Source organism: Pseudomonas sp. ITEM 17296 (assembly GCF_028895205.1).
Taxonomy (GTDB): Bacteria; Pseudomonadota; Gammaproteobacteria; order Pseudomonadales; family Pseudomonadaceae; genus Aquipseudomonas; species Aquipseudomonas kermanshahensis.
The window spans coordinates 107,858-128,578 of record NZ_WJRS01000011.1 but is presented as its reverse complement, the minus strand read 5'-3'; the positions used below and the strand labels follow the sequence as shown (position 1 = coordinate 128,578).

The 20,721-nt window shown below is 62.7% G+C and carries 16 protein-coding genes; 9 read left to right on the top strand and 7 right to left on the bottom strand.

The window, feature by feature from the left end; translation table 11 throughout:
• Window positions 1-52 precede the first annotated feature (52 nt).
• The 3 genes from GIB19_RS14645 to pobA all read right to left on the bottom strand — a co-directional run bounded on the left by GIB19_RS14645 (window position 53) and on the right by pobA (window position 4,277).
• Entirely contained in the window at window positions 53-934 is an 882-nt protein-coding gene (locus GIB19_RS14645; protein WP_085274280.1) for a LysR substrate-binding domain-containing protein, read from the bottom strand.
• 70 nt (window positions 935-1,004) lie between these two features.
• Window positions 1,005-2,810: a gamma-glutamyltransferase gene (gene ggt, locus GIB19_RS14640; protein ID WP_274886976.1), complete on the bottom strand. Its 1,806-nt coding sequence runs from the start codon at window positions 2,808-2,810 to the stop codon at window positions 1,005-1,007.
• A gap of 279 nt (window positions 2,811-3,089) precedes the next feature.
• On the bottom strand, window positions 3,090-4,277 hold the full coding sequence (pobA, locus tag GIB19_RS14635; RefSeq protein ID WP_027593541.1) for a 4-hydroxybenzoate 3-monooxygenase: 1,188 nt from the start codon (window positions 4,275-4,277) through the stop codon (window positions 3,090-3,092).
• A 172-nt stretch (window positions 4,278-4,449) separates the two neighbouring features.
• On the opposite strand from pobA, the gene GIB19_RS14630 reads away from it, so the two are divergent.
• The 3 genes from GIB19_RS14630 to GIB19_RS14620 all read left to right on the top strand — a co-directional run bounded on the left by GIB19_RS14630 (window position 4,450) and on the right by GIB19_RS14620 (window position 6,714).
• Window positions 4,450-5,328: a helix-turn-helix domain-containing protein gene (locus GIB19_RS14630; RefSeq protein ID WP_099429132.1), complete on the top strand. Its 879-nt coding sequence runs from the start codon at window positions 4,450-4,452 to the stop codon at window positions 5,326-5,328.
• A 67-nt stretch (window positions 5,329-5,395) separates the two neighbouring features.
• Window positions 5,396-5,794, top strand: coding sequence for a MerR family transcriptional regulator (locus GIB19_RS14625; RefSeq protein WP_027593543.1), 399 nt, complete (start codon window positions 5,396-5,398; stop codon window positions 5,792-5,794).
• 20 nt (window positions 5,795-5,814) lie between these two features.
• Window positions 5,815-6,714, top strand: a complete 900-nt coding sequence (locus GIB19_RS14620; RefSeq protein WP_274886974.1) for a hydroxymethylglutaryl-CoA lyase — start codon at window positions 5,815-5,817, stop codon at window positions 6,712-6,714.
• Between the two features lie 529 nt (window positions 6,715-7,243).
• On the opposite strand, the gene GIB19_RS14615 is transcribed toward GIB19_RS14620, so the two are convergent.
• The gene (locus GIB19_RS14615) at window positions 7,244-7,774 is read right to left on the bottom strand and encodes an MgtC/SapB family protein (protein WP_238213352.1); all 531 of its coding nucleotides are present in this window, start codon (window positions 7,772-7,774) and stop codon (window positions 7,244-7,246) included.
• A 154-nt stretch (window positions 7,775-7,928) separates the two neighbouring features.
• Here GIB19_RS14615 and GIB19_RS14610 point away from each other — a divergent pair, with 154 nt between their 5' ends.
• The 6 genes from GIB19_RS14610 (at window position 7,929) to GIB19_RS14585 (ending at window position 16,755) form a co-directional block, all read left to right on the top strand.
• Window positions 7,929-8,168 (top strand): DUF3203 family protein, encoded by a 240-nt coding sequence (locus GIB19_RS14610; protein WP_027593546.1) that lies wholly within the window; start codon window positions 7,929-7,931, stop codon window positions 8,166-8,168.
• 121 nt (window positions 8,169-8,289) lie between these two features.
• A complete protein-coding gene (gene ccoG / locus GIB19_RS14605; protein WP_274886972.1) occupies window positions 8,290-9,693 on the top strand; it encodes a cytochrome c oxidase accessory protein CcoG in 1,404 nt (467 codons plus the stop codon).
• Window positions 9,694-9,745: 52 nt separating this feature from the next.
• The gene (mapR, locus tag GIB19_RS14600) at window positions 9,746-11,155 is read left to right on the top strand and encodes a GntR family transcriptional regulator MpaR (RefSeq protein WP_027593548.1); all 1,410 of its coding nucleotides are present in this window, start codon (window positions 9,746-9,748) and stop codon (window positions 11,153-11,155) included.
• Between the two features lie 57 nt (window positions 11,156-11,212).
• Window positions 11,213-12,868: a PAS domain-containing sensor histidine kinase gene (locus GIB19_RS14595; protein WP_274886971.1), complete on the top strand. Its 1,656-nt coding sequence runs from the start codon at window positions 11,213-11,215 to the stop codon at window positions 12,866-12,868.
• Between the two features lie 64 nt (window positions 12,869-12,932).
• Entirely contained in the window at window positions 12,933-15,002 is a 2,070-nt protein-coding gene (locus GIB19_RS14590) for a hybrid sensor histidine kinase/response regulator (RefSeq protein WP_274886970.1), read from the top strand.
• Window positions 15,003-15,033: 31 nt separating this feature from the next.
• Entirely contained in the window at window positions 15,034-16,755 is a 1,722-nt protein-coding gene (locus tag GIB19_RS14585; protein WP_446731384.1) for an ATP-binding protein, read from the top strand.
• Between the two features lie 6 nt (window positions 16,756-16,761).
• Here GIB19_RS14585 and GIB19_RS14580 read toward each other — a convergent pair whose 3' ends face one another.
• The 3 genes from GIB19_RS14580 to GIB19_RS14570 form a co-directional block, all read right to left on the bottom strand.
• A complete protein-coding gene (locus GIB19_RS14580) occupies window positions 16,762-17,508 on the bottom strand; it encodes an SDR family oxidoreductase (protein ID WP_027593552.1) in 747 nt (248 codons plus the stop codon).
• Between the two features lie 480 nt (window positions 17,509-17,988).
• Window positions 17,989-19,521 carry a DHA2 family efflux MFS transporter permease subunit gene (locus tag GIB19_RS14575; protein ID WP_186680211.1) on the bottom strand — a complete coding sequence of 511 codons (1,533 nt, stop codon included), beginning with the start codon at window positions 19,519-19,521 and terminating at the stop codon, window positions 17,989-17,991.
• The gene (locus GIB19_RS14570; protein WP_099429126.1) at window positions 19,518-20,711 is read right to left on the bottom strand and encodes an HlyD family secretion protein; all 1,194 of its coding nucleotides are present in this window, start codon (window positions 20,709-20,711) and stop codon (window positions 19,518-19,520) included. Before GIB19_RS14570 ends, GIB19_RS14575 begins: the two co-directional genes overlap by 4 nt.
• Window positions 20,712-20,721: the final 10 nt, after the last annotated feature.

Below are 20,721 nucleotides of genomic sequence, written 5' to 3'. Positions count from 1 at the left end.
CAAGGGCACGCTAGCGGGCTAAAGGTATGAATGCGACTGATTCTAATTGCTTTTAGATCCCACCTCCAGCCAACAATTGCGTCATCACCTCGGCCAGTGCCTTGACCATCACGTCTGCGGTGGGCCGATGGACGATGACAATTTCGTAGCTGTCGACCTCGGGCAACCCCTGCTCGCCCCCCAGCACCCGGTGCTCGCGCGTTGCCGCCCGCGGCGGTAGCAGGCTGATGCCCATGCCATCGGCGACTGCAGCCTGGATGCCGCTGAGGCTGGAACTGGTAAAACTGATGCGCCAGCGCCGGCCCATGCCTTCGATGGCGGTGATCATGTCATCGCGGTACAGCCCGCGTGGCGGAAAGGTCACTAACGGGATCGGGTCGAGTTCAAAAGCCGGCGTGCGCGCACTGTCGATCCACTGCAGACGCTCAGGCCAGCAGGCCACCCCTTCGCGGCTGTTGCGCCGCTGCTTCAGCAGCACCAGGTCGAGCTCGCCATTGTCATAGGCTTGGCTGAGGTCGCGGCACAGCCCGCTGGTCACTTCCAGTTTGACCTGCGGGTGCAGCCGGCTGAACGCCGACAGGGCGTTGGTGGTGCGCCCACCGACGAAATCCTCGGGCACGCCAAGGCGCACGGTGACACCGACCATCGCCCCTGCCAGCGCTTCGAGCATCTGGTCGTTCAAGGCCAGCATATGGCGGGCATAGCCGAGCAAGGTCTGCCCGGCATCGGTGGGCAGCACGTCACGGTTGCCGCGCACCAGCAAACGGTGGCCGACCATTTCTTCGAGTCGGCGCACCTTCTGGCTGATGGTGGACTGGGTCGAGTGCAGGCGCGCGGCGGCAGTGGTGAAACTGCCGCAATCGGCCACCACGACGATCGCGCGCAGCAAGTCGAGGTCGAACAGTGCTCTATTCGATTTCACGCTGATGGACATCTGGGTATTCAACTTCTGAATGGCAAGGTAGCGTTCTATCACGCCACCTCACACCCCGCAACGCGCTTGCTCAATCGCCGAGTGCCGCGCCTTCGCGTCGCGGGTCGGCGCCCCCGGACCAGCCAGTGCCAGTGCGCTGGATGATCTGCATGCCGCTGGTCATGGTCATGGGCGTGACCTCGTGCCCCCAGGCCGCCAGTTGCCGGATCAGCGCCGGGCTGGTCAGCCCCGCTTCCACCTCGGTACCGGCATTACGGCTGCCGAAATTGGGCAGGTTGCTGGCTTGTTGCGGGTTTAGTTGCCAGTCAAGCAGGCCGACCAGCGCTTTGTTCACGTAGCCGATGATCTGCGAGCCGCCGGGGGAACCGAGGCTGGCCACCAGTTCACCCGATGACCGCGAAAACACCAAGGTCGGCGCCATGGCCGACAAGGGGCGCTTGCCCGGCTCGACCCGGTTCGCCACGGGCTTACCTTGCTCCTGTGGCAAAAACGAGAAATCGGTCAGGTGGTTGTTCAGCAAAAAACCTTTGACCATCAAATGCGCCCCGAACGCCGCCTCCACTGACGTGGTCATGGCCAAGGCCTGGCCACTGTCGTCCACGGCAGAGAGGTGCGACGTGGAAATACGCAGCGGCGAACGGTCGGGGGCCATGGCCAGGTTGGCGCCCTGCGGGGTACCGGGGCGGGCGCGCTTCATGCTGTAGGTGCCGATCTGGGCGGCACGCCCAGCGAGGTAGGCAGGGTCGATGAGGGCTTTGACCGGCACCGGCACGTAGTCGCTGTCGGCCAGGTATTGGGCGCGGTCGGCATAGGCCAGGCGTTCGGCTTCGGCGATCACGTGAACCGCCAGCGGCGTGGGCTCCAGGCCGGCGGGCGATGACGTGGCGCGTGGCGCACGTTTCGCCAGGTCATAGTGCGGCGACGCGCGCTGTAGCGCTTCAAGGATGCCCAGTGTCTGCAGTACAGCGACCCCGCCCGAAGAAGGCGGCGGCATGCCACAGATACGCCACAGTTTGTACGGACCACAGACCGGCTCCCGCTCGCGCGCCCGGTACTGGCTCAGGTCCTGCAATGACAGTTGCCCGGCATTGGCATGCCCACGCACCTGGGCAACGATCGCTTCGGCCACCTCGCCGGTGTAGAACGCATCAGGCCCCTGCGCGGCGATGCGCGCCAGGGTCTGCGCAAGCTCGGGGTTGCGCAGCATCGTGCCGACCGGCAGTGGCTTGCCGTTTTCGCCAAGGAAGTAGCGGGCCATGCTGGGTGAGCGGGCGACATAAGGGTCAGCTGCCAGCAAGGTGTGTAGACGCTCAGAGACTGGAAAGCCCTTCTGCGCCAGCGCTATCGCAGGCGCGAACAAATCCTGCCACGGCAGCTTGCCATGCTGTTCATGGGCCAGTTTAAGCGCCCGCAGCACGCCAGGAACGCCGACCGCGCGCCCACCGATTTGCGCCGCCCTGAATGGCATCGGCGATCCGTCGGCTTGCAGGAAGAGTGATTCCGTGGCCGTTGCAGGGGCCGCCTCACGGCCGTCGAACGCCTGCACACGCTTGCCGTCCCAATAGAGGATGAAGGCCCCACCACCAATGCCACTGGATTGTGGCTCGACCAGGGTGAGCACCATCTGCATGGCGATCGCCGCATCGATGGCACTGCCACCGGCACGCAGCATCGCACGCCCCGCCTCGCTGGCCAGCGGGTTGGCAGCTGCGGCCATGTGCCGGCTGGCGTGGACGGGTTGCAAGGCGCTGCGGTAGCCGGACTGCAACTCGGGGGGTGGGGGTAGTACCTGGTCGGCCCAGGCTGGGCCAGCGGTGGCGGCCAGGCACAGGGCGGTTATCAGTTGCCGGGGGAGTGATGAGAGGCTTGAGTGCATGGCGATGGATTGATTTCGCTTTTGAGATCGAGCGCCGCCCGCGCGGCGCATCGCGAGCAACGCTCGCTCCTACGTTTGTTTCGGGCCAATTATGCCTGTGATGGCGGCGCGCGACCGCCTTGTTTTTCCAACTCGATATCGAGGCGGGCACCAAGGGGCGCGCGCGCCCATGCCATAGGACTCACTGGCCCGAAACAAACGTAGGAGCGAGCGTTGCTCGCGATGCGCCGCGCGGGCGGCGCTCGATTTTGCAGGCGCTGAAAATCTTCAGCCCTACCCCTACGCCACCTCTTCGAACGGCAAGCCCACATAGTTCTCGGCAATGTTCACCAACCCCGCCGGCGACGACAGGAAGTACTCGCGGTCAGCCTCCTGCATCTTCTGGTCCCAAGCGTCCTTGTGCGTGCCAAAGTCATGCAGCAACTGGGTCATGAACCAGCTGAAACGCTCGCCTTTCCAGACCCGGCGCAAGGCCAGCGGCGAGTACTGCTGCAACAGGTCGGTACGCCCTTCGTGGTAGACCTTGACCAGGATCCGGTACAGGTAATTGACGTCCGATGCCGCCAGGTTTAGGCCCTTGGCACCGGTAGGCGGGACGATGTGGGCGGCATCGCCGACCAGGAACAGGTGCCCGTATTGCATCGGTTCGACCACCAGGCTGCGCAGCGGGGCAATGCTTTTTTCCAGCGCAGGGCCGGTCACCAGGCTCGCCGCCACGTCCTCGGGCAAGCGGGCCTTGAGCTCGTCCCAGAAACGCTCGTCGGACCAAGCTTCGACCTGATCGTCCAACGGCACCTGCAGGTAGTAGCGGCTGCGCGTCTGCGAGCGTTGGCTGCACAGCGCGAAGCCCCGCTCGTGATGGGCATAGATCAGCTCGTGATTGACCGGCGGGGTGTCCGACAATAAGCCCAGCCAGCCAAACGGATACACTCGCTCGTACTGCTTGAGCACACCCTCGGGAATGCTCTGCCGGGAAACGCCATGGAAGCCATCGCACCCGGCGATGTAGTCACAGTCCAGTCGATGAACCTGCCCGTCCTTCTCGAACGTGAGGTACGGACGCTCGCCTTTGAGCTCATGCGGCTGCACATTGCTCGCCGCGTAGATGATCGGTGCACCACTGGCTTCACGCGCTTGCATCAAGTCACGGGTGACCTCGGTCTGGCCGTAGACCATCACCGTCTTGCCACCGGTCAGGGCCTTGAGGTCGAGGCGCTGGCGACGCCCGCCGACCAGCAGCTCGACGCCTTCATGCACCAGGCCTTCGCGGTCCATGCGCGCAGCCACGCCGGCCTCACGCAACAGGTCGACCGTGCCTTGCTCCAGCACGCCGGCACGGATGCGGCCGAGCACGTATTCGGGGGTCTGGCGTTCGACGATGACGGTCTCGATGCCGGCCTTGTGCAGCAACTGGCCGAGCAGCAGGCCGGACGGACCTGCACCGATGATTGCAACCTGAGTTTTCATTGTTGTTGTCTCTAGTCGGGCGATGCCGGCCCTGGACTGGCAGTGGCATGGCATCTGCTGTTAGGGTTTACACCTGCATTTTTACTGGCAAAGGCTGCCGGTTAAGTGTGCTATTCCATGCAAAATCTGCACTTTTACAAAAAACGTTCGATTAACGGACAGGCAAAACCGCATGAAATCCACCCTCCCCGGCATTCCGTTGTTCCAGCTGTACGGCGAAAACCAGGCGTGGCCCGGCACCGACCTGTTGCACTGCGAGTCGATCCCGGCACGCAGCCGCTTGCACCACTGGGAGATCAAGCCGCACCAGCATGCCGAGCTGTTCCAGTTGCTGTATGTGCAGCGTGGCCAGGCCGAGGTGGAGATCGAAGGTGTCCGCAGCTCGATCAGCCAGGCCGCCATCCAGGTGGTACCGCCACTGACCGTGCACGGCTTTCGCTTCAGTGCCGACATCCAGGGGCATGTACTGACCTTCGGCACCGCGCTGGTGGCCGAACTGGAACAGCAACTGGGCGCGCCGCTGGGCATGCTGGCCACGCCGGCGTGCTATGCGTTGGGCAAGGACCGCCAGCGTTTACGCAGCCTGATCGACACGCTGCAGCAGGAATACCAGGGCAATGCCCCGGCACGGGCGACGATGCTGCAGGCGCTGGTGACCGCATTGATGGTCTGGATCAGCCGCCGGCAGCAACTGGGCCAGGCGCCCCGTAACCGTGACGAACGGGACCGGCTGTTGCTCGGGCAATACCTGCGCCTGGTCGAGGCCCATTACCGCGAGCATTTGTCCGTGGAGGACTTTGCCGCGCGCCTGAACGTCTCGAGCCTGCAGCTCAACCAGCTGTGCCGGGCACTGAGCGGGCAAACGGCTTTGCAGGTGGTGCATCAGCGGCTGCTGCTGGAGGCGCGGCGCAACCTTCTTTATACGCGCATGAGCATTGGGCAATTGTCGGATAGCCTCGGGTTTACCGACCCCACCTACTTCGCGCGGTTTTTCAAGCGGCTGAGCGGGCAGACGCCCAATGGTTATCGCCGGGTGGGGGTGCCTGAATAGCGCCCCTGCTTGACGTAAACGTCAACCTGCATTCAGGATAGCCCCATACCCCACGCCGAGCCCCCGCATGAGCCTCCAGACCTACAGCATCTCCGACCTGTCCCGCGAGCTGGACATCACCACCCGTGCCATCCGCTTCTACGAGGAACAGGGCTTGCTGAGCCCCGAGCGACGTGGCCTGGAACGCATCTACTCGGCACGTGACAAAGTCAGCCTGAAGCTCATCCTGCGCGGCAAGCGCATCGGTTTTTCCCTCGCCGAATGCCGTGAACTGATCGAGCTGTATGACCCCACCAGCGGCAACCTGAAACAGCTCAACAGCATGCTGGTGAAAATCGCCGAACGACGTGCCCAGTTGGAGCAGCAGATGCTCGACATTCATCAGATGCAACTGGAGCTCGACACCGCCCAGGAGCGCTGCGAGCAGGCCCTTGCCGCGACCTTGAACAACAAAGACAACCGTTGACCCGCCACAGGAAACCCGCCATGCCCTTGCCTAAAGAAGTCCGTCTGGTCGAAGTAGGCCCCCGCGACGGTCTGCAGAACGAAGCCCAGCCCATCAGCGTCGCCGACAAGGTGCGCCTGGTTGACGACCTCACCAAAGCAGGCCTTGCCTACATCGAAGTCGGCAGCTTTGTCTCGCCCAAGTGGGTACCGCAGATGGCCGGTTCCGCAGAGGTGTTCGCAGGCATCGTGCAGCGGCCAGGTGTTACCTATGCCGCCCTGGCGCCGAACCTGCGCGGCTTCGAGGATGCCCTGGCTGCCGGGGTGAAAGAGGTGGCGGTGTTTGCCGCAGCATCCGAGGCGTTCTCGCAGCGCAACATCAACTGCTCGATCAGCGACAGCCTCAAGCGCTTCGAGCCGATCATGGAGGCAGCGCGCAGCCACGGCGTGCGCGTGCGTGGCTATGTGTCGTGCGTCTTGGGCTGCCCTTATGAAGGCAAGGTCAGCGCCGAACAGGTCGCCCCGGTCGCCCGCGCCCTGCATGACATGGGCTGCTACGAGGTATCCCTGGGCGACACCATCGGTACCGGCACTGCAGGCGATACCCGCCGGCTGTTCGACGTGGTGTCGGCCCAGGTGCCCCGCCAGCAGTTGGCCGGGCACTTCCACGACACCTATGGCCAGGCCTTGGCCAACGTCTACGCCAGCCTGCTTGAAGGTATCAATGTATTCGACAGCTCGGTGGCCGGGCTGGGTGGCTGCCCCTATGCCAAGGGCGCCACCGGCAATATCGCAACCGAAGACTTGGTGTACCTGTTACAGGGGCTGGGTATCAAGACCGGCATCGACCTGGACCGCCTGATCGCCGCAGGGCAACGCATCAGCACGGTGCTGGGCCGCGCCAACGGGTCGCGAGTGGCACGCGCACGCAGCGCGCACTAGTCACACGGGTGTCACATGAATGTGGGTGGAGTGTTACCTCCCCCACGTTTCGCAGCAAAAAATCGGGTAACAGGGAAACAAATCGACAAAATTTCAGGTCGAGCGTTTTTCACCAAAACACCTAAGTGCTTGATTTTAAAGGATTTGAAAAAGTTGGCACGGGCCATGCTATATCTTTGGTACAAGAACAAAAAAAATGTGACACCCAATAAAAACAACAGGTAACGGCTCTGACATAACAAGAACAACACGGCAGAGGCGTAGCAAGCAGATTTTTTTGGAGTAGACACGCTTTTCAGGGGTACGCCCCGCGGTCTGACACAGAACAATAAAACTACCTCAAGGTAGCGGCAGTCAGCATCGGATCAGTCATGATGAAAGCAGGTCAGCGCTCAAAAAAATACGTTTGTTCTTGACCCCGCATGGGGGTCGCCCGCGACACAAAGACAGGCTGACAAAAACAACAAAAGGCCGTCTTCAATAATAAAAAGAGCAGGCAACAACGCTTTGGGGGGAGCTTCGGCTCCCCTCAGTGCTTCCTGCCCTCCTCCTCGCTCTGTTTCTCCTCATCCTGTTTCTCGACCTTGTCCACCAGCATAGGCATCGTGCCCAGCACCAACAGTGCCAGCACCGTGCTGATCAATGCCGTGGCTTCGCGCCCCATGCCAGCGGCCGTACCGATCGCGGCGGTCATCCACAGCCCTGCTGCGGTAGTCAGCCCTTTCACGTGGCTGGTGTCCTGGCCGTTGCCCTTGAGAATGGTACCCGCGCCCAGAAAACCGATACCGGCGACAATGCCCTGGATCACCCGGCTTAGCGCCTGCTCGTCGGCCCCGGCCATGCTCGGCGCCAACACGAACAGCGCAGCGCCCAGCGAGACCAGCATGTGGGTACGCACGCCGGCAGACTTGCCTTTGTGCTCACGCTCAAAACCCAGCACCGCACCCAGCACGGCCGCCATCAGCAGGCGCACCAGCACCTGCGTGACTTCGCGCTCGTCGCCAAGGTCGGCGAACTCGGCCTGAATGGTTTGCCAAATCGGATGCCACCAAGGGTTCATCGTGACGCTCCTGATCAGAATGCGCTGGGGCTGCCTCTGTGAGAGTTGACTCGCGCAGCGCCGGCAAGTGCGATACATCCCGCCCAGCGGATCGATGCAGCAACCACCTCTGCACAGTGGTCACAGCTGTAACCGCCACCAAGAGGACATTCCCATGCCGGTTGAAATCGACGAAAGCACCCGCCGTTGCACGCTCATCGGCGACCATGTGCACCTCGAAGGCGATGGCCCTGCCATTGAAATCATCACCGATGAACAGCTGCGCATGTCGGTGGCGGTGCTGGCGGGGGAACGGGTGCCGATCACCGAAGCAGAAGCTGATGCCCTGACCGTAGCGGGTGCGGTGGATAGCCGCAGGCATCTGAAGACCAGCGTGCCAGGCTCGGTAATCTAAGGCCTGGCGTGGTTTTGCTGATCATCTGATACGGTTTTTATCGCCAAACCTGAGCCTGTGCTGATAACAGCTCGGGGGCCATAGTGCTCATGCCTGATCGAGGCCTGATGAGCACCGAGCCATGAACGATAGAATCCCCTTTACCGAGATCGCCGCGCCCGCAAGTTCAGCCGCCAAACGCCACGTTGACAGCGGCCTTCACACCCGCAGTTTCACCGGGCTGTACCGCAACCTGCGGATCGGTTTTGCGGGGGCGTTGTTCGCACTGTTCTTCGGCACCGCCTGGCTTACCTGGAACGGCCGCCAGGCAGTGCTCTGGGACTTGGGCAGCAGCAAGTTCCATATCTTCGGCGCAACGTTCTGGCCGCAGGACTTCATCCTGCTGTCGGCGCTGTTGATTATCTGCGCCTTTGGCCTGTTCGCCATCACGGTCTACGCCGGGCGCGTGTGGTGCGGGTACAGTTGCCCACAAAGTACCTGGACCTGGTTGTTCATGTGGTGCGAAAAGGTCAGCGAAGGTGACCGCAACCAGCGCATCAAGCTTGCCGCTGCCCCCTGGAGTTTGGAAAAACTGGCCCGTCGGGCGCTCAAGCACAGCCTGTGGCTGGCCATCGGCTTGCTCACCGGCCTGACCTTCGTCGGCTACTTCACCCCGATACGGCCCCTGGCGGTAGAACTGTTCACCTTGCAGTTGGGTGGCGTCGCGCTGTTCTGGGTGTTGTTCTTCACCGCCGCCACCTACATCAATGCCGGCTTGCTGCGCGAGGCGGTGTGCCTGCACATGTGCCCTTATGCCCGCTTCCAAAGCGTGATGTTCGACAAGGACACCCTGGCGGTGGCCTACGACCCGCGCCGCGGCGAAACCCGTGGCCCGCGCAAGAAAGGCAGCGACGCCCACGCCCAAGGCCTGGGCGACTGCATCGACTGCACGATGTGCGTGCAGGTCTGCCCCACCGGCATCGACATCCGCGATGGCCTGCAAATGGCCTGTATCGGCTGCGCGGCCTGCATCGACGCCTGTGACGGGGTCATGGACAAGATGGGGTATGCGCGCGGCCTGATCGGTTACAAGTCTGAACACAGCCTGCAGGGCGGCACCACCCACTGGTTGCGCCCGCGCCTGTTGGGTTACGCCGCGGCACTGGTGGTGATGATCGGCGCGCTGGTAGTTGCCTTGCAACTGCGCCCGATGGTGTCGCTGGACGTGATCAAGGACCGCGGCCTGTTCCGCGAGAACGCCCAAGGCCAGATCGAGAACATCTACCTGCTCAAGGTGATCAACAAGACCGAAAGCACCCAGCGCTATCACCTGCGTCTGCTGGACGCTGACGGCTTCACCCTGCAGGGCAAAACCGAGTTCATCATCCCGGCTGGCGAAATGAGCGAACTGCCGGTCTCGGTGGCGATGCTTGCAGAACGCCCGACCAGCAGTTCGCAAACCTTGAGTTTCGAAGTGCAGGACAGTGACGAACCTGCCGTGCGCAGCGTGGCACAAAGCCGCTTCGTCGCACCGATGAACCGCTGATCCCTTACACTGTTTTTCCACCTTGCCTGCCAGGCTTCGACAGAAGGCCAGAATGAAACGCTACGAACGATTCGCCGATGACATTGCCGAACTGATCCGCTCGGGTGTGCTAGGCCCTGGCCAGCGGGTGCCGTCGGTGCGCTATGCCAGCCAGACCCACGGGGTCAGCCCATCCACGGTGTTCCAGGCCTATTACCTGCTGGAACGGCGCGGGTTGATTCGCGCGCGCCCGCGTTCGGGGTACTTCGTCAACGCCCATGCACCGCGCCAGTTCTGCGAACCACAGGCCTTACAGCCGGTCAGCGAGTCCACCGATGTCGACGTCAGCGCGCTGGTGTTCTCCATCCTCGACTCGATAAAGGACCCCAACACGGTGCCGTTCGGCTCGGCCTTCCCGAGCCCCGAACTATTCCCATTGCAGCGCCTGTCGCGCTCGCTGGCCAGTGCCAGCCGCGCGATGGACCCGCGCATGGTGGTCACCGACCTGTCGCCCGGCAACCCCCAACTGCGCCGGCAGATTGCCCTGCGCTACATGGTCGGCGGGCTGATGCTGCCGATGGAAGAACTGCTGATCACCAACGGCGCGCTGGAAGCCCTGAACCTGTGCCTGCAGGCCGTGACCGAACCCGGCGATCTGGTGGCGATTGAAGCACCGGCCTTCTATGCCTGCCTGCAAGTGCTGGAGCGGCTCAAACTCAAAGCCGTGGAAATTCCCGTTCACCCGCGCGAAGGCATGGACCTGAGCGTACTGGCGCAGACCCTGGAGAAGCACCCGGTCAAGGCCGTATGGTGCATGACCAACTTCCAGAACCCGGTAGGCGCCAGCATGCCGGAGGCCAAGAAGCAGGCGCTGGTCGAGTTGCTGGCACGCCACCAGGTGCCGCTGATCGAAGACGACGTCTACGCCGAACTGTATTACGCGCAACAGGCACCCAAGCCCGCCAAAGCCTTCGACACTCAAGGCCTGGTGATGCACTGCGGTTCGTTCGCCAAGAGCCTGGCGCCCGGCTACCGCATCGGCTGGGTGGCCGCCGGGCGTTTCGCGCAGAAGATCGAGCGCCTCAAGTTGATGACCTCGCTGTGCGCATCGATGCCGGCCCAGGCGGCCATTGCCGACTACCTGCAACACGGCGGCTATGACCGCCACTTGCGCAAACTGCGCTACGCGCTGGAAGGCCAGCAAGCCAACATGCTCGCCGCCATCTCCCGCCACTTCCCGGCGCAGACGCGGGTCAGCCAACCGTCTGGGGGCTACTTCCTGTGGCTTGAACTGCCAGAGCAGATGGATGCGCTCAAGCTGTTCCACATGGCCTTGGCCCAGGGCATCAGCATCGCCCCCGGCCCCATCTTTTCACCGACCCGTCGCTTCGGTAATTGCATCCGCCTGAACTACGGCAGCCCCTGGCATGACGGCGCCGAAAAGGCCATGGAAACCCTGGGGCGAATCATTCGTTCGTTTTGATAGCTGTCAGCCTGCGTCGCGACTATAGTTGCCCGATCCGCTCACCGGTTCGCCACCATGCAGCCAGTCACGCAAGCTTCCTACGAGCAACTGCAGGCGCGTGTCGCAGAGCTGGAAACCCTGCTGGGCCAGCGCGGTGACATTGCGCAGGCAAACAACAATCTGCTCGGCGAACTGGTCGATAACAGCTTGGCCAACGTGTTTGCAGCCGACCGCAAAATGCGCCTGCTGGCGATCAATCGCACAGCCCGCGAAACCTTCCAGCGGTGGCGCGGTTTTGTGCCGCAGATCGGCGATTACATCCCGCAGTTTCTCGCCAACCAACCGGACATCATGGGCCGCTTGGCCCCGGTGTGGCCGCGCCTACTGGCCGGCGAAGCGTTTATCGATACCATCGCCCTCGGGCCACCTGACGCCCTGCGCCACTATGAAATCCGCTATCACCCGCTGCTCGACGCGCAGCAGCGCATCCAGGGCGGCTATATGTTCGCCTACGACATTACCGAGCGCATTGCCGAACAGGAACGCTTGCACCAGACCGAAGAAGCACTGCGCCAATCACAGAAAATGGAAGCCGTCGGCCAATTGACCGGTGGCATTGCCCATGACTTCAACAACCTGCTTGGCAGCATCCTCGGCGCACTGGAGCTGGCCGGGCAACGCCTGAGTCAGCATCGCGTGCTGGACACCGCCAGGCTGCTCGAAATCGGCAAAGATAACGCGCTGCGCGCAGCCTCGCTGGTGCAGCGTCTGTTGGCTTTTTCGCGCCAGCAAACACTGCTGCCGCAACCGGTCGATGTACAGCGGTTGGTGGCCGGCATGCACGACCTGATCCGCAGTTCGATCGATTCGCACATCGACTTGCAGGACCGGACACTGGCCGGCCAGTGGTCGATCCGCATCGACCCTCAACAGCTGGAAAACGCCCTGCTGAACCTGTGCATCAACGCCCGCGATGCCATGCCCCTGGGCGGCACCCTGCGCATTGGCTGTGAGAATGCCGAGCTCGACGACGAGCAGGCCCGCCGCCTGGACGTGCCGCCAGGGCAATTTTTGCACATACGGGTGGACGACACTGGCATGGGCATGAGCAAGGACGTGATGCAGCGTGCCCTCGACCCGTTCTTCACAACCAAACCCATGGGCCAGGGTACTGGCCTGGGGCTGTCGATGGTCTATGGCTTCGTGCGCCAGTCTGGCGGGCAATTACGCATCGACAGCACGCCTGGGCAAGGCACCAGCCTCCACCTGTATTTGCCCCGGGACGAAAGCACCACCCACGAGCATCCTTGCACTGCACCTGAACATGCTGACGCCAGGCCGCTTCACAGGCCACACCGGATCATGCTGGTAGAAGACCAAGCGACCCTGCGCCTGGTACTCGGCGAAGTGCTGAAAGAGCTGGGCCACGAGGTCCAGATTTTCGAGGATGGCCGCAGCGCACACGCGGCGTTGCAGCACGGCCCATTGCCTGACTTGTTGATCACCGATGTCGGCCTGCCCGGCGGCATCGACGGCAACCAGCTCGCAGAGGCCTACCGGGGCCTTGCCACCGAAGCCCCGGTGATACTGATCACCGGCTACGACATTGCCAGCAGCATGGCCCGAGGCTGGCCTGCAGAGCGCACCGAGGTGCTGTCCAAGCCCTTCGAGCTCAAGGCACTGGGTGAGCGCATCGATCGCTTGCTGGGCGTGGCTGCGCATTTGCGTTAAGGGTGTTTTCGCCCTTGGGGCGAACACGTTAGAGTTTGGGCCTTTAATTTCGTCGGACGTCGGCATGCCTTCCCGCGACCTGCTTTCCCTGCGCCAACACGTCGAAGACCTGGAGCGCCGTAACGCACTGCTGAAGTCGCAGTTGGCGAGCTACCAGGAACACGATCAGATTCTCTATCGCTCCTTGTTCGACACCATGGACGAAGGGTTCTGCATCATTGAGTTCTTCGATGGGCCACATGGCCCCTTGAGTGACTACGTGCATGTCGTAGCCAATGCAGCGTATGCGAAACATGCCGGCATCCCCAACGTGGTCGGGCAAAAACTGCGCGAGATGGTCCCCGACGAGGCCGACGTTTGGGTAGCCCGCTACGGCGAAGTGCTGCGCACCGGCGAGCCGCTGCACTTCGAACAGGAGTTGGTTGCCACTGGCCATGTCCTGTCCGTCACCACCTTTCGCGTCGAACCCGCTGAGCGGCGCCAGGTGGCGGTGCTGTTCAAGGATGTCACCGAACGGCGTCGTGCAGAGCTGGCCCTGCAGCGGTTGAACGAAGAGCTGGAGCAGCGAGTCAGTGCCGCGCTGGCGGAACGTCAGCTGTTTGCCGAGCTGGTCGAGCACAGCCTGGCCAACGTGCACATGATCGACAGCAACTTGCGCTGGCTGGCGATCAACCGGCAGGCCAAGCTGGAATTTCATTACTTGTATGGCGCCACCCCGGAAGTGGGCGACTCTGTGCCCGCGCTGATGGGCGATAACCTCACCGACCTGAACGTGATCATGCCGATGTGGCAGCGTGCACTGGCGGGCGAGCAGTTCACGATAACCCAGCGTTTCGGCAAGGGGGCTGCACAACGGCATTACGAGCTGCGCTTCAACTGCCTTCGCGACCCTGATGGCGCGATTCTTGGTGCCTACTTGTTCGCGTATGACATCAGCGAACGCGTCGCCGCCCAGCAGCGCCTGCTCAACGCTGAAGAGGCACTGCGGCATGCACAGAAAATGGAGGCCGTGGGGCACCTGAGTGGCGGCATCGCCCATGACTTCAATAACCTGCTGGGTAGCATTCTGGCGGCCCAGGAATTGATGCAGCAACGCTTGCAACAGGCGCGTCACGACCAACTCGGCAGCTTGCTGGACGTTGCCAGTGGCGCGGCGCAGCGTGCCGCCGCTGTGGTGCACCGCCTGCTGGCGTTCTCGCGCCAGCAGACGCTGCAACCCCAGCCCACCGATGTCACCCGCTTGGTCAATGGCATGGAGCAGCTGGTCCGTGGCAGCATCGGTCCGTCCATCCAGTTGCACAGCCACTTCCCGCAGCACCTGTGGCCAACGTTCATCGACCCGCCACAGCTGGAAAACGCCCTGCTCAACTTGTGCATCAACGCCCGAGACGCACTGCCTGAAGGTGGGGCAATTACCCTCAGCGGCGACAACCTGACCCTTGACTTGCAGCGTGCCCAAGGGCTCGACCTGGCTGCAGGCGATTATCTGCGCCTTGGGGTCAAGGACAACGGGCGAGGCATGTCGGCAGAGGTCGCGGCGCGCGCCGTGGATCCGTTCTTCACCACCAAGCCAATGGGCCAGGGCACTGGCCTTGGGCTTTCCATGGTCTACGGCTTCGTGCGCCAGTCTGGGGGGCAGATGCGCATCCTGTCCAAACCCGATGAAGGCACGCTGGTCGAACTGTATCTGCCCCGCCACCTTGCTTGGCAAGCGATGAACAGCTTCGAAACCCCGGCTCAACTCCCGGCAAGTTGCAACACCGTGCAGGCTGGGCAAATCGTGCTGGTAGAAGACCAGGAGCCCCTGCGCCTGGTCATCCGCGAAGTATTCGAAGAGCTCGGCCATGACGTCCAGGCATTCGCCGACGGCCCAAGCGCGCTGGCGTACCTCGAGCGCTGCCCGCCGCCGCACCTGCTGATCAGCGATATCGGCCTGCCCGGGGGCCTGAACGGTCGTCAGGTCGCCGACCGATGCCGCGTACGGCATCCGCATATAAAAGTGCTGTTCATCACCGGTTACGATGAAAGCGCTGTACTCAGCCACGGCCAACCCCTGGAAGCATCCAGTGTATTGACCAAACCCTTTGACCTGGCGGCACTCGTGGAAAGGGTCGCACAGCTGCTGATGCATTAGCGGCCCGTGGTTTATCGATGGAGCGAAATGAATGCCCGGTGTTTGCTTGATTACAACCGATGAGCTGGAGGTTTTACGCCAGCAGATCGATCTGCTCGAACAGCAAAACAGCCAGTTGAACAGCGAACTGTTGCGCTTGAACGCACGCGCGCAGGCGTCGGAAGGCTACCGCTTTCTGTTCGAGAACATGGAAGAAGGCTTCTGCATCATCCAGTTCATCGATGGACCGCTTGGGCCGTTGAGCGATTATGTACACCTGATGGCCAACCCGGCTTACTGCAGGCATGCCGGGCTGCCCAATGTCGTGGGCCGGACCCTGCGGGAAGTGATACCCGACGAGGCCCATGTCTGGCTGGACTACTTCGGCACCGTGGAGCGGACTGGCAATCCGCTGTACTTCGAGCATGAGTTGCTTGCCACCGGCCGCTGCCTTGGCCTAGCGGCAATCCGTATCGAACCGGCCCACAACCATCAGGTGGCGGTGATCTTTCGTGATGTGACAGCGCGCAAGCGCGCTGAGAGTGCCCTTCAAGACCTCAACGCAGAGCTTGAGCAGCGTGTCGAACAAGCCGTGGCGCAGAGCCAGAAGGCCGAAGAGGCTTTGCGCCAAGCGCAGAAAGTCGAGGCTGTAGGTCAGCTGACAGGGGGCGTTGCGCACGACTTCAACAACCTGCTCGGCGGTATACTCGGTGCATTGGAGCTGGCCAGGGACAGGGTGGCCATCGACCAGCCCAAGGCAACCATCACCCCTTTGCTGGAAAGTGCCCATAGTGCGGCACAGCGGGCTGCGGCGCTTGTTCATCGATTACTCGCGTTCTCCCGTCAACAGACCTTGCAGCCACGCGCCACCGACGTCGCAGTGCTGGTCACCGGCATGCTGGACCTGATCAGCCGCAGCACCGGCCCCCACATCGAACTCGACTACCAATGCAGCGACGCTTGCTGGACGGTGCATATCGACCCTCCTCAACTTGAGAGCAGCCTGCTCAATTTATGCATCAATGCACGCGATGCTCTGCCCGACGGGGGTAGGGTCCGTATCGCCCTGTGCAATGTCTCGTTGACCAGCGAGCAGGCTGCGGAGCTTGAGCTGACGCCTGGCGACTACCTCTGCCTCAGCGTTGAAGACAACGGCAGCGGCATGACGGATGACACCCTGACCCGCGCCGTGGACCCGTTCTTCACCACCAAACCGCTCGGCCGCGGCACGGGCCTGGGGTTGTCGATGGTCTTCGGTTTTGTGCGCCAGTCCGGTGGGCAACTGCATATTGCATCGTCCCAGGGCCAGGGCACCACGGTGCGCTTGCTGCTGCCGCGACACCACGCGCAGCCTGCCCCTGCCGTACTCAAACCCGCTGTACCGGCACCGCGCTCCAATACAGGCGCGACAAAGCGAATCGCCGTGGTCGAGGATGTCAGCGCCATGCGCCTGGTGATTGCTGAAGTGCTGCATGACCTGGGCCACGACGTGATGATGTTCGAAGATGGCCCCCAAGCGCTTGCAGGCTTGGCAGAGCAACCCGCGCCCGACCTGCTGATCAGCGACGTGGGCTTGCCGGGCGGGATCAACGGGCGCCAGTTGGCCGACACGTTGCGCGGGCGTTACACCGGGCTCAAGGTGCTTTTCGTCACGGGCTACGACGAGAGTGCAGCGCTGGCTAACGGCAACCTGGAAACCGATATGCGCGTGCTGACCAAGCCCTTCAGCCTCGAGGCGCTGGCCGAGCAGGTCGGCCAGTTACTGGAAGGATAAGGCGCCTCAGCGCCCGCCGCCCAAATCGACGAAGCTGCCGGTGGAATACGAGGCCTTGTCCGAGAGCAACCAGACAATGGCCTCGGCAACTTCTTCCGGCCGGCCGCCGCGGCCCATGGGCAAACCGGGTTCGAGCTTGGCGACCCGGTCCGGGTCACCGGAAAGCGCATGGAAGCCGGTGTGTATATAGCCTGGGCGCACGCCATTGACCCGCACGCCCTCGCCTGCCACTTCCTTGGCCAAGCCAAGGGTAAAGGTATCCAACGCGCCCTTGGAAGCGGCGTAGTCGACGTATTCGTTGGGCGACCCCAGGCGCGCAGCCACTGAAGAAACGTTGACGATCGCCCCACCCTGCCCGCCATGCCGACGCGCCATGCGCAACAGCGCATGTTTGGCGCAAAGCATGGGCCCAACGACATTGGTCTTCATCATCTTGAGCAAGCGAAACTCGGACATCTCCTCGACACGGCTCTGCTGGCCGATGGTGCCCGCGTTGTTGACCAGCGCAGTCACCGGGCCAAGCGCCTCATCGACACGCTGGAACAGCTGAATGATTTCATCCTCGACACTGACATCGGCCCGCACCGCAATCGCTTCGGCGCCAAGCGCGCGAACCTGCCCAAGGACGCGCTCGGCAGCCTGGTCATCCGCGTGGTAATTGATGCAGATACGATACCCCTGCCGAGCGGCCAGCAGGGCTGTCGCCGCGCCGATACCTCGGCTGGCGCCAGTAATGACGATGACGTTCTCCATGGGCCTGCCAATGCTGTTGAAAGTAGGCTTTCGACAATAGGACAAATGCCAACGCATGGGAATGCCACCCCTTCTCAAAGCGCACAATCGCACACGATGTTGCCCCAGCTCTTGATCCGGCCCTTGATCCAGCTCTTGATCCAGCTCTTGATCTTGATCTTGATCTGGCTTTTGACCTTCAGCGACTCAGGAGGCCGAGCGCAGGCCTTGCGGAGGGAGGTGACGGGCAAGGATGCCCGTCAAGCGCTGGGGCCCAGGATGGGCCCTGCAGCGCGGTCCTCCCGGGAGCAAGGCCGTAGCGAGGGGACCCCGAAGCGCAGCGTAGGGGCCGGATGATGGAGCGCAGCCCTTTTTGGTTACTTTTTGGGGCGTTTGCCAAAAAGTGACCCGCCGTAAGGGCGGAAAGGTGACTAAGCGTCGCCTTGGCAACTGGCCCCTGCCACACCTTCAACACCAACAACACCAACAACTACTATCCCATCAATGCCCCGCAGAAGGCCCAGCCTTAGCCGTAAACGGCGGCCGCGCAAACCAAACCAACAAAATCAACCCCGCAAACACCCAAGTCATCATCATGAAATAGTCCACCGTAGACATCATGTAAGCCTGCGCATTCACGATCTGCTCCAACCGCGCATAGTTCTGCACGCTGGCCCCCCCAAGCTGCTCCAGCGTATGCCGCGTCGCCGGATCAAACTGGCTGATATTCTCACTCAGATACGCATGATGCTGATCCGCCCGCCGTATCCAGATCCACGTCGTCAGCGACGCCGCAAAACTCCCCCCCAGCGTACGCAGAAAGGTCGCCAGCCCCGAGCCATCGGCAATCTGATGCGGTGGCAAGTCCGACAGCAAAATGCTCAACGTCGGCATGAAGAACAGCGCCACGCCAATCCCCATGAACAACTGCACCAACGCCACATGCTGGAAGTCCACCTCACTGGTAAACCCAGCCCGCATGAAGCAGCTCGTGCCAATTGCCAGAAACGCCAACCCCGCCAGCAGCCGCAAGTCGAATCGGTGCGCGTACTTGCCGACAAAGGGCGACATGATCACCGGCAACAGCCCGATGGGCGCCACCGCCAGCCCCGCCCATGTCGCCGTATAACCCATCTGCGTCTGCAACCACTGCGGCAAGATCAGGTTGATACCGAAGAACCCCGCATAGCCCCCGACCAACACGATGGTGCCGACCCGGAAGTTGCGGTGCACGAACAGCCGCAGGTTGACCACCGGATGCCGATCGGTCAGCTCCCAGATCACGAACACCGCCAGGAACACCACCGAGATCAAGCTGCCCATGATGATGAACGACGACTCGAACCAGTCCAGGTCATTGCCCTTGTCGAGCACCACCTGCAACGCCCCCACCCCCACGATCAGCGTCAAAAGCCCGATGTAGTCCATCGGCTGGCGGCTGGTCACCACCGGCCGCGAGCGCATCTGTTGGCGTACAACAGCGGCGGCAAACAGGCCGATCGGCACGTTGATGAAGAAGATCCACGGCCAGCTGTAACTGTCGGTGATCCAGCCCCCCAGTATCGGCCCGGCAATCGGCGCTACCACCGTGACCATCGCCAACAGCGCCAGGGCCATCCCCCGTTTCGCTGGCGGATACACCGCAATCAGCAAGGTCTGGGTCATCGGGTACAACGGCCCCGCCACCACGCCCTGCAACACACGAAAGCCCACCAGCTCCGGCATCGACTGGGCGATGCCGCACAAGAACGATGCCAGTACGAACAACAACGTGGCCCAGATGAACAGCTTCACCTCGCCAAAGCGCCGGCTCAGCCAGCCTGTCAGCGGCAAGGCGATGGCGTTGCTCACGGCGAACGAGGTGATCACCCAGGTGCCCTGCTCATAGCTCACCCCCAGGTTGCCGGAAATGGTCGGCAAGGCCACGTTGGCGATGGTGGTGTCGAGCACTTGCATGAACGTTGCCAGCGACAGGCCGATGGTGGTCAGCAACAGGCTCGGCGGCGTGAACTGGGCGGCAGCCTGGTTGCTCATCGCTGCGCCGTCTTGCCGGATGCGCTGTTCTCGTGAATCAGCCGGGCGATCAGGTTATCGGCATCGACCAGTTGGCGGTCGTACACCTGGGTGGTGTAGCTGGCCTGCTGCGGCGGTTGCTGGGCCAGGGTCGGGCCACTCTGGTCGTGCAAGTCGACCTCCACCAGCGTCGACAGGCCGATACGCAGCGGATGGTCCTTGAGCTGGTCCGGGCTTAGGTGAATACGCACCGGCACCCGCTGCACGATCTTGATCCAGTTGCCGGTGGCATTTTGCGCCGGCAGCAGAGCGAACGCGCTGCCAGTGCCGGCACCGAGGCTGTCGACCGTGCCGCTGTACTTGACCGCGCTGCCGTACAGGTCGGCGCTGATTTCCACCGGCTGGCCGATACGCATGTCGCGCAGCTGGGTTTCTTTGAAGTTGGCATCGATCCACACCTGGTCCAGGGGGATCACCGCCATCGTCGCGGTGCCCGGCTGCAGGCGCTGGCCCAGTTGCACGGTGCGCTTGGCGACATACCCGGTCACCGGCGCCACCAGGGTGGTGCGGGCGTTGTCGAGGTAAGCCTGGCGCAGGTCGGCAGCGGCTGCCATGACTTCGGGGTGCGAGGAAACCACGGTGTCGTCGACCAGCGCGGTGCTGGTGTTGAGCTGCTGACGGGCACTGGCCAGGGCGCTCTGGGCCACACTCAGGTCGTCACGGGCGTGGGAGATTTCTTCTGCCGCAATCGCACCGCTGTCGGCCAGCACCTTGCGCCGGTTGTAGTTGTCCTGGGCCTTTTGCAATTCGGCCTGGCGCGTCTGCAACTGGGCCTTGAGCCCATCGACATTACTGTACAAGCCGCGCACCTGGCGCACCGTGCGCGCCAGCTTGGCTTCGGCGGACTGCAGCGCCACCTCGCTGTCGGACGGGTCGAACTGCAGCAGCACTTGGCCGGCGTGAACCAGGTCGCCGTCATCGGCACCAATGCTGGTGACGGTGCCGGTCACCAGCGGGGTGATCTCCACCACGTTGCCATTGACGTAGGCGTCATCGGTGCTTTCGTGCCAGCGCCCGACCAGGGAATACCAGGCCCAGGCGCCGACACCGCCGAGGATCAGCAGCAGAAGCAGGCCAAGCAGCCAGGCCTTGCGTTTGCGCGACGGCGCGGGCGCGTCGGCAGGGGTTGGGGTGTCTGTGGAAGTGGCCATGACAATACCT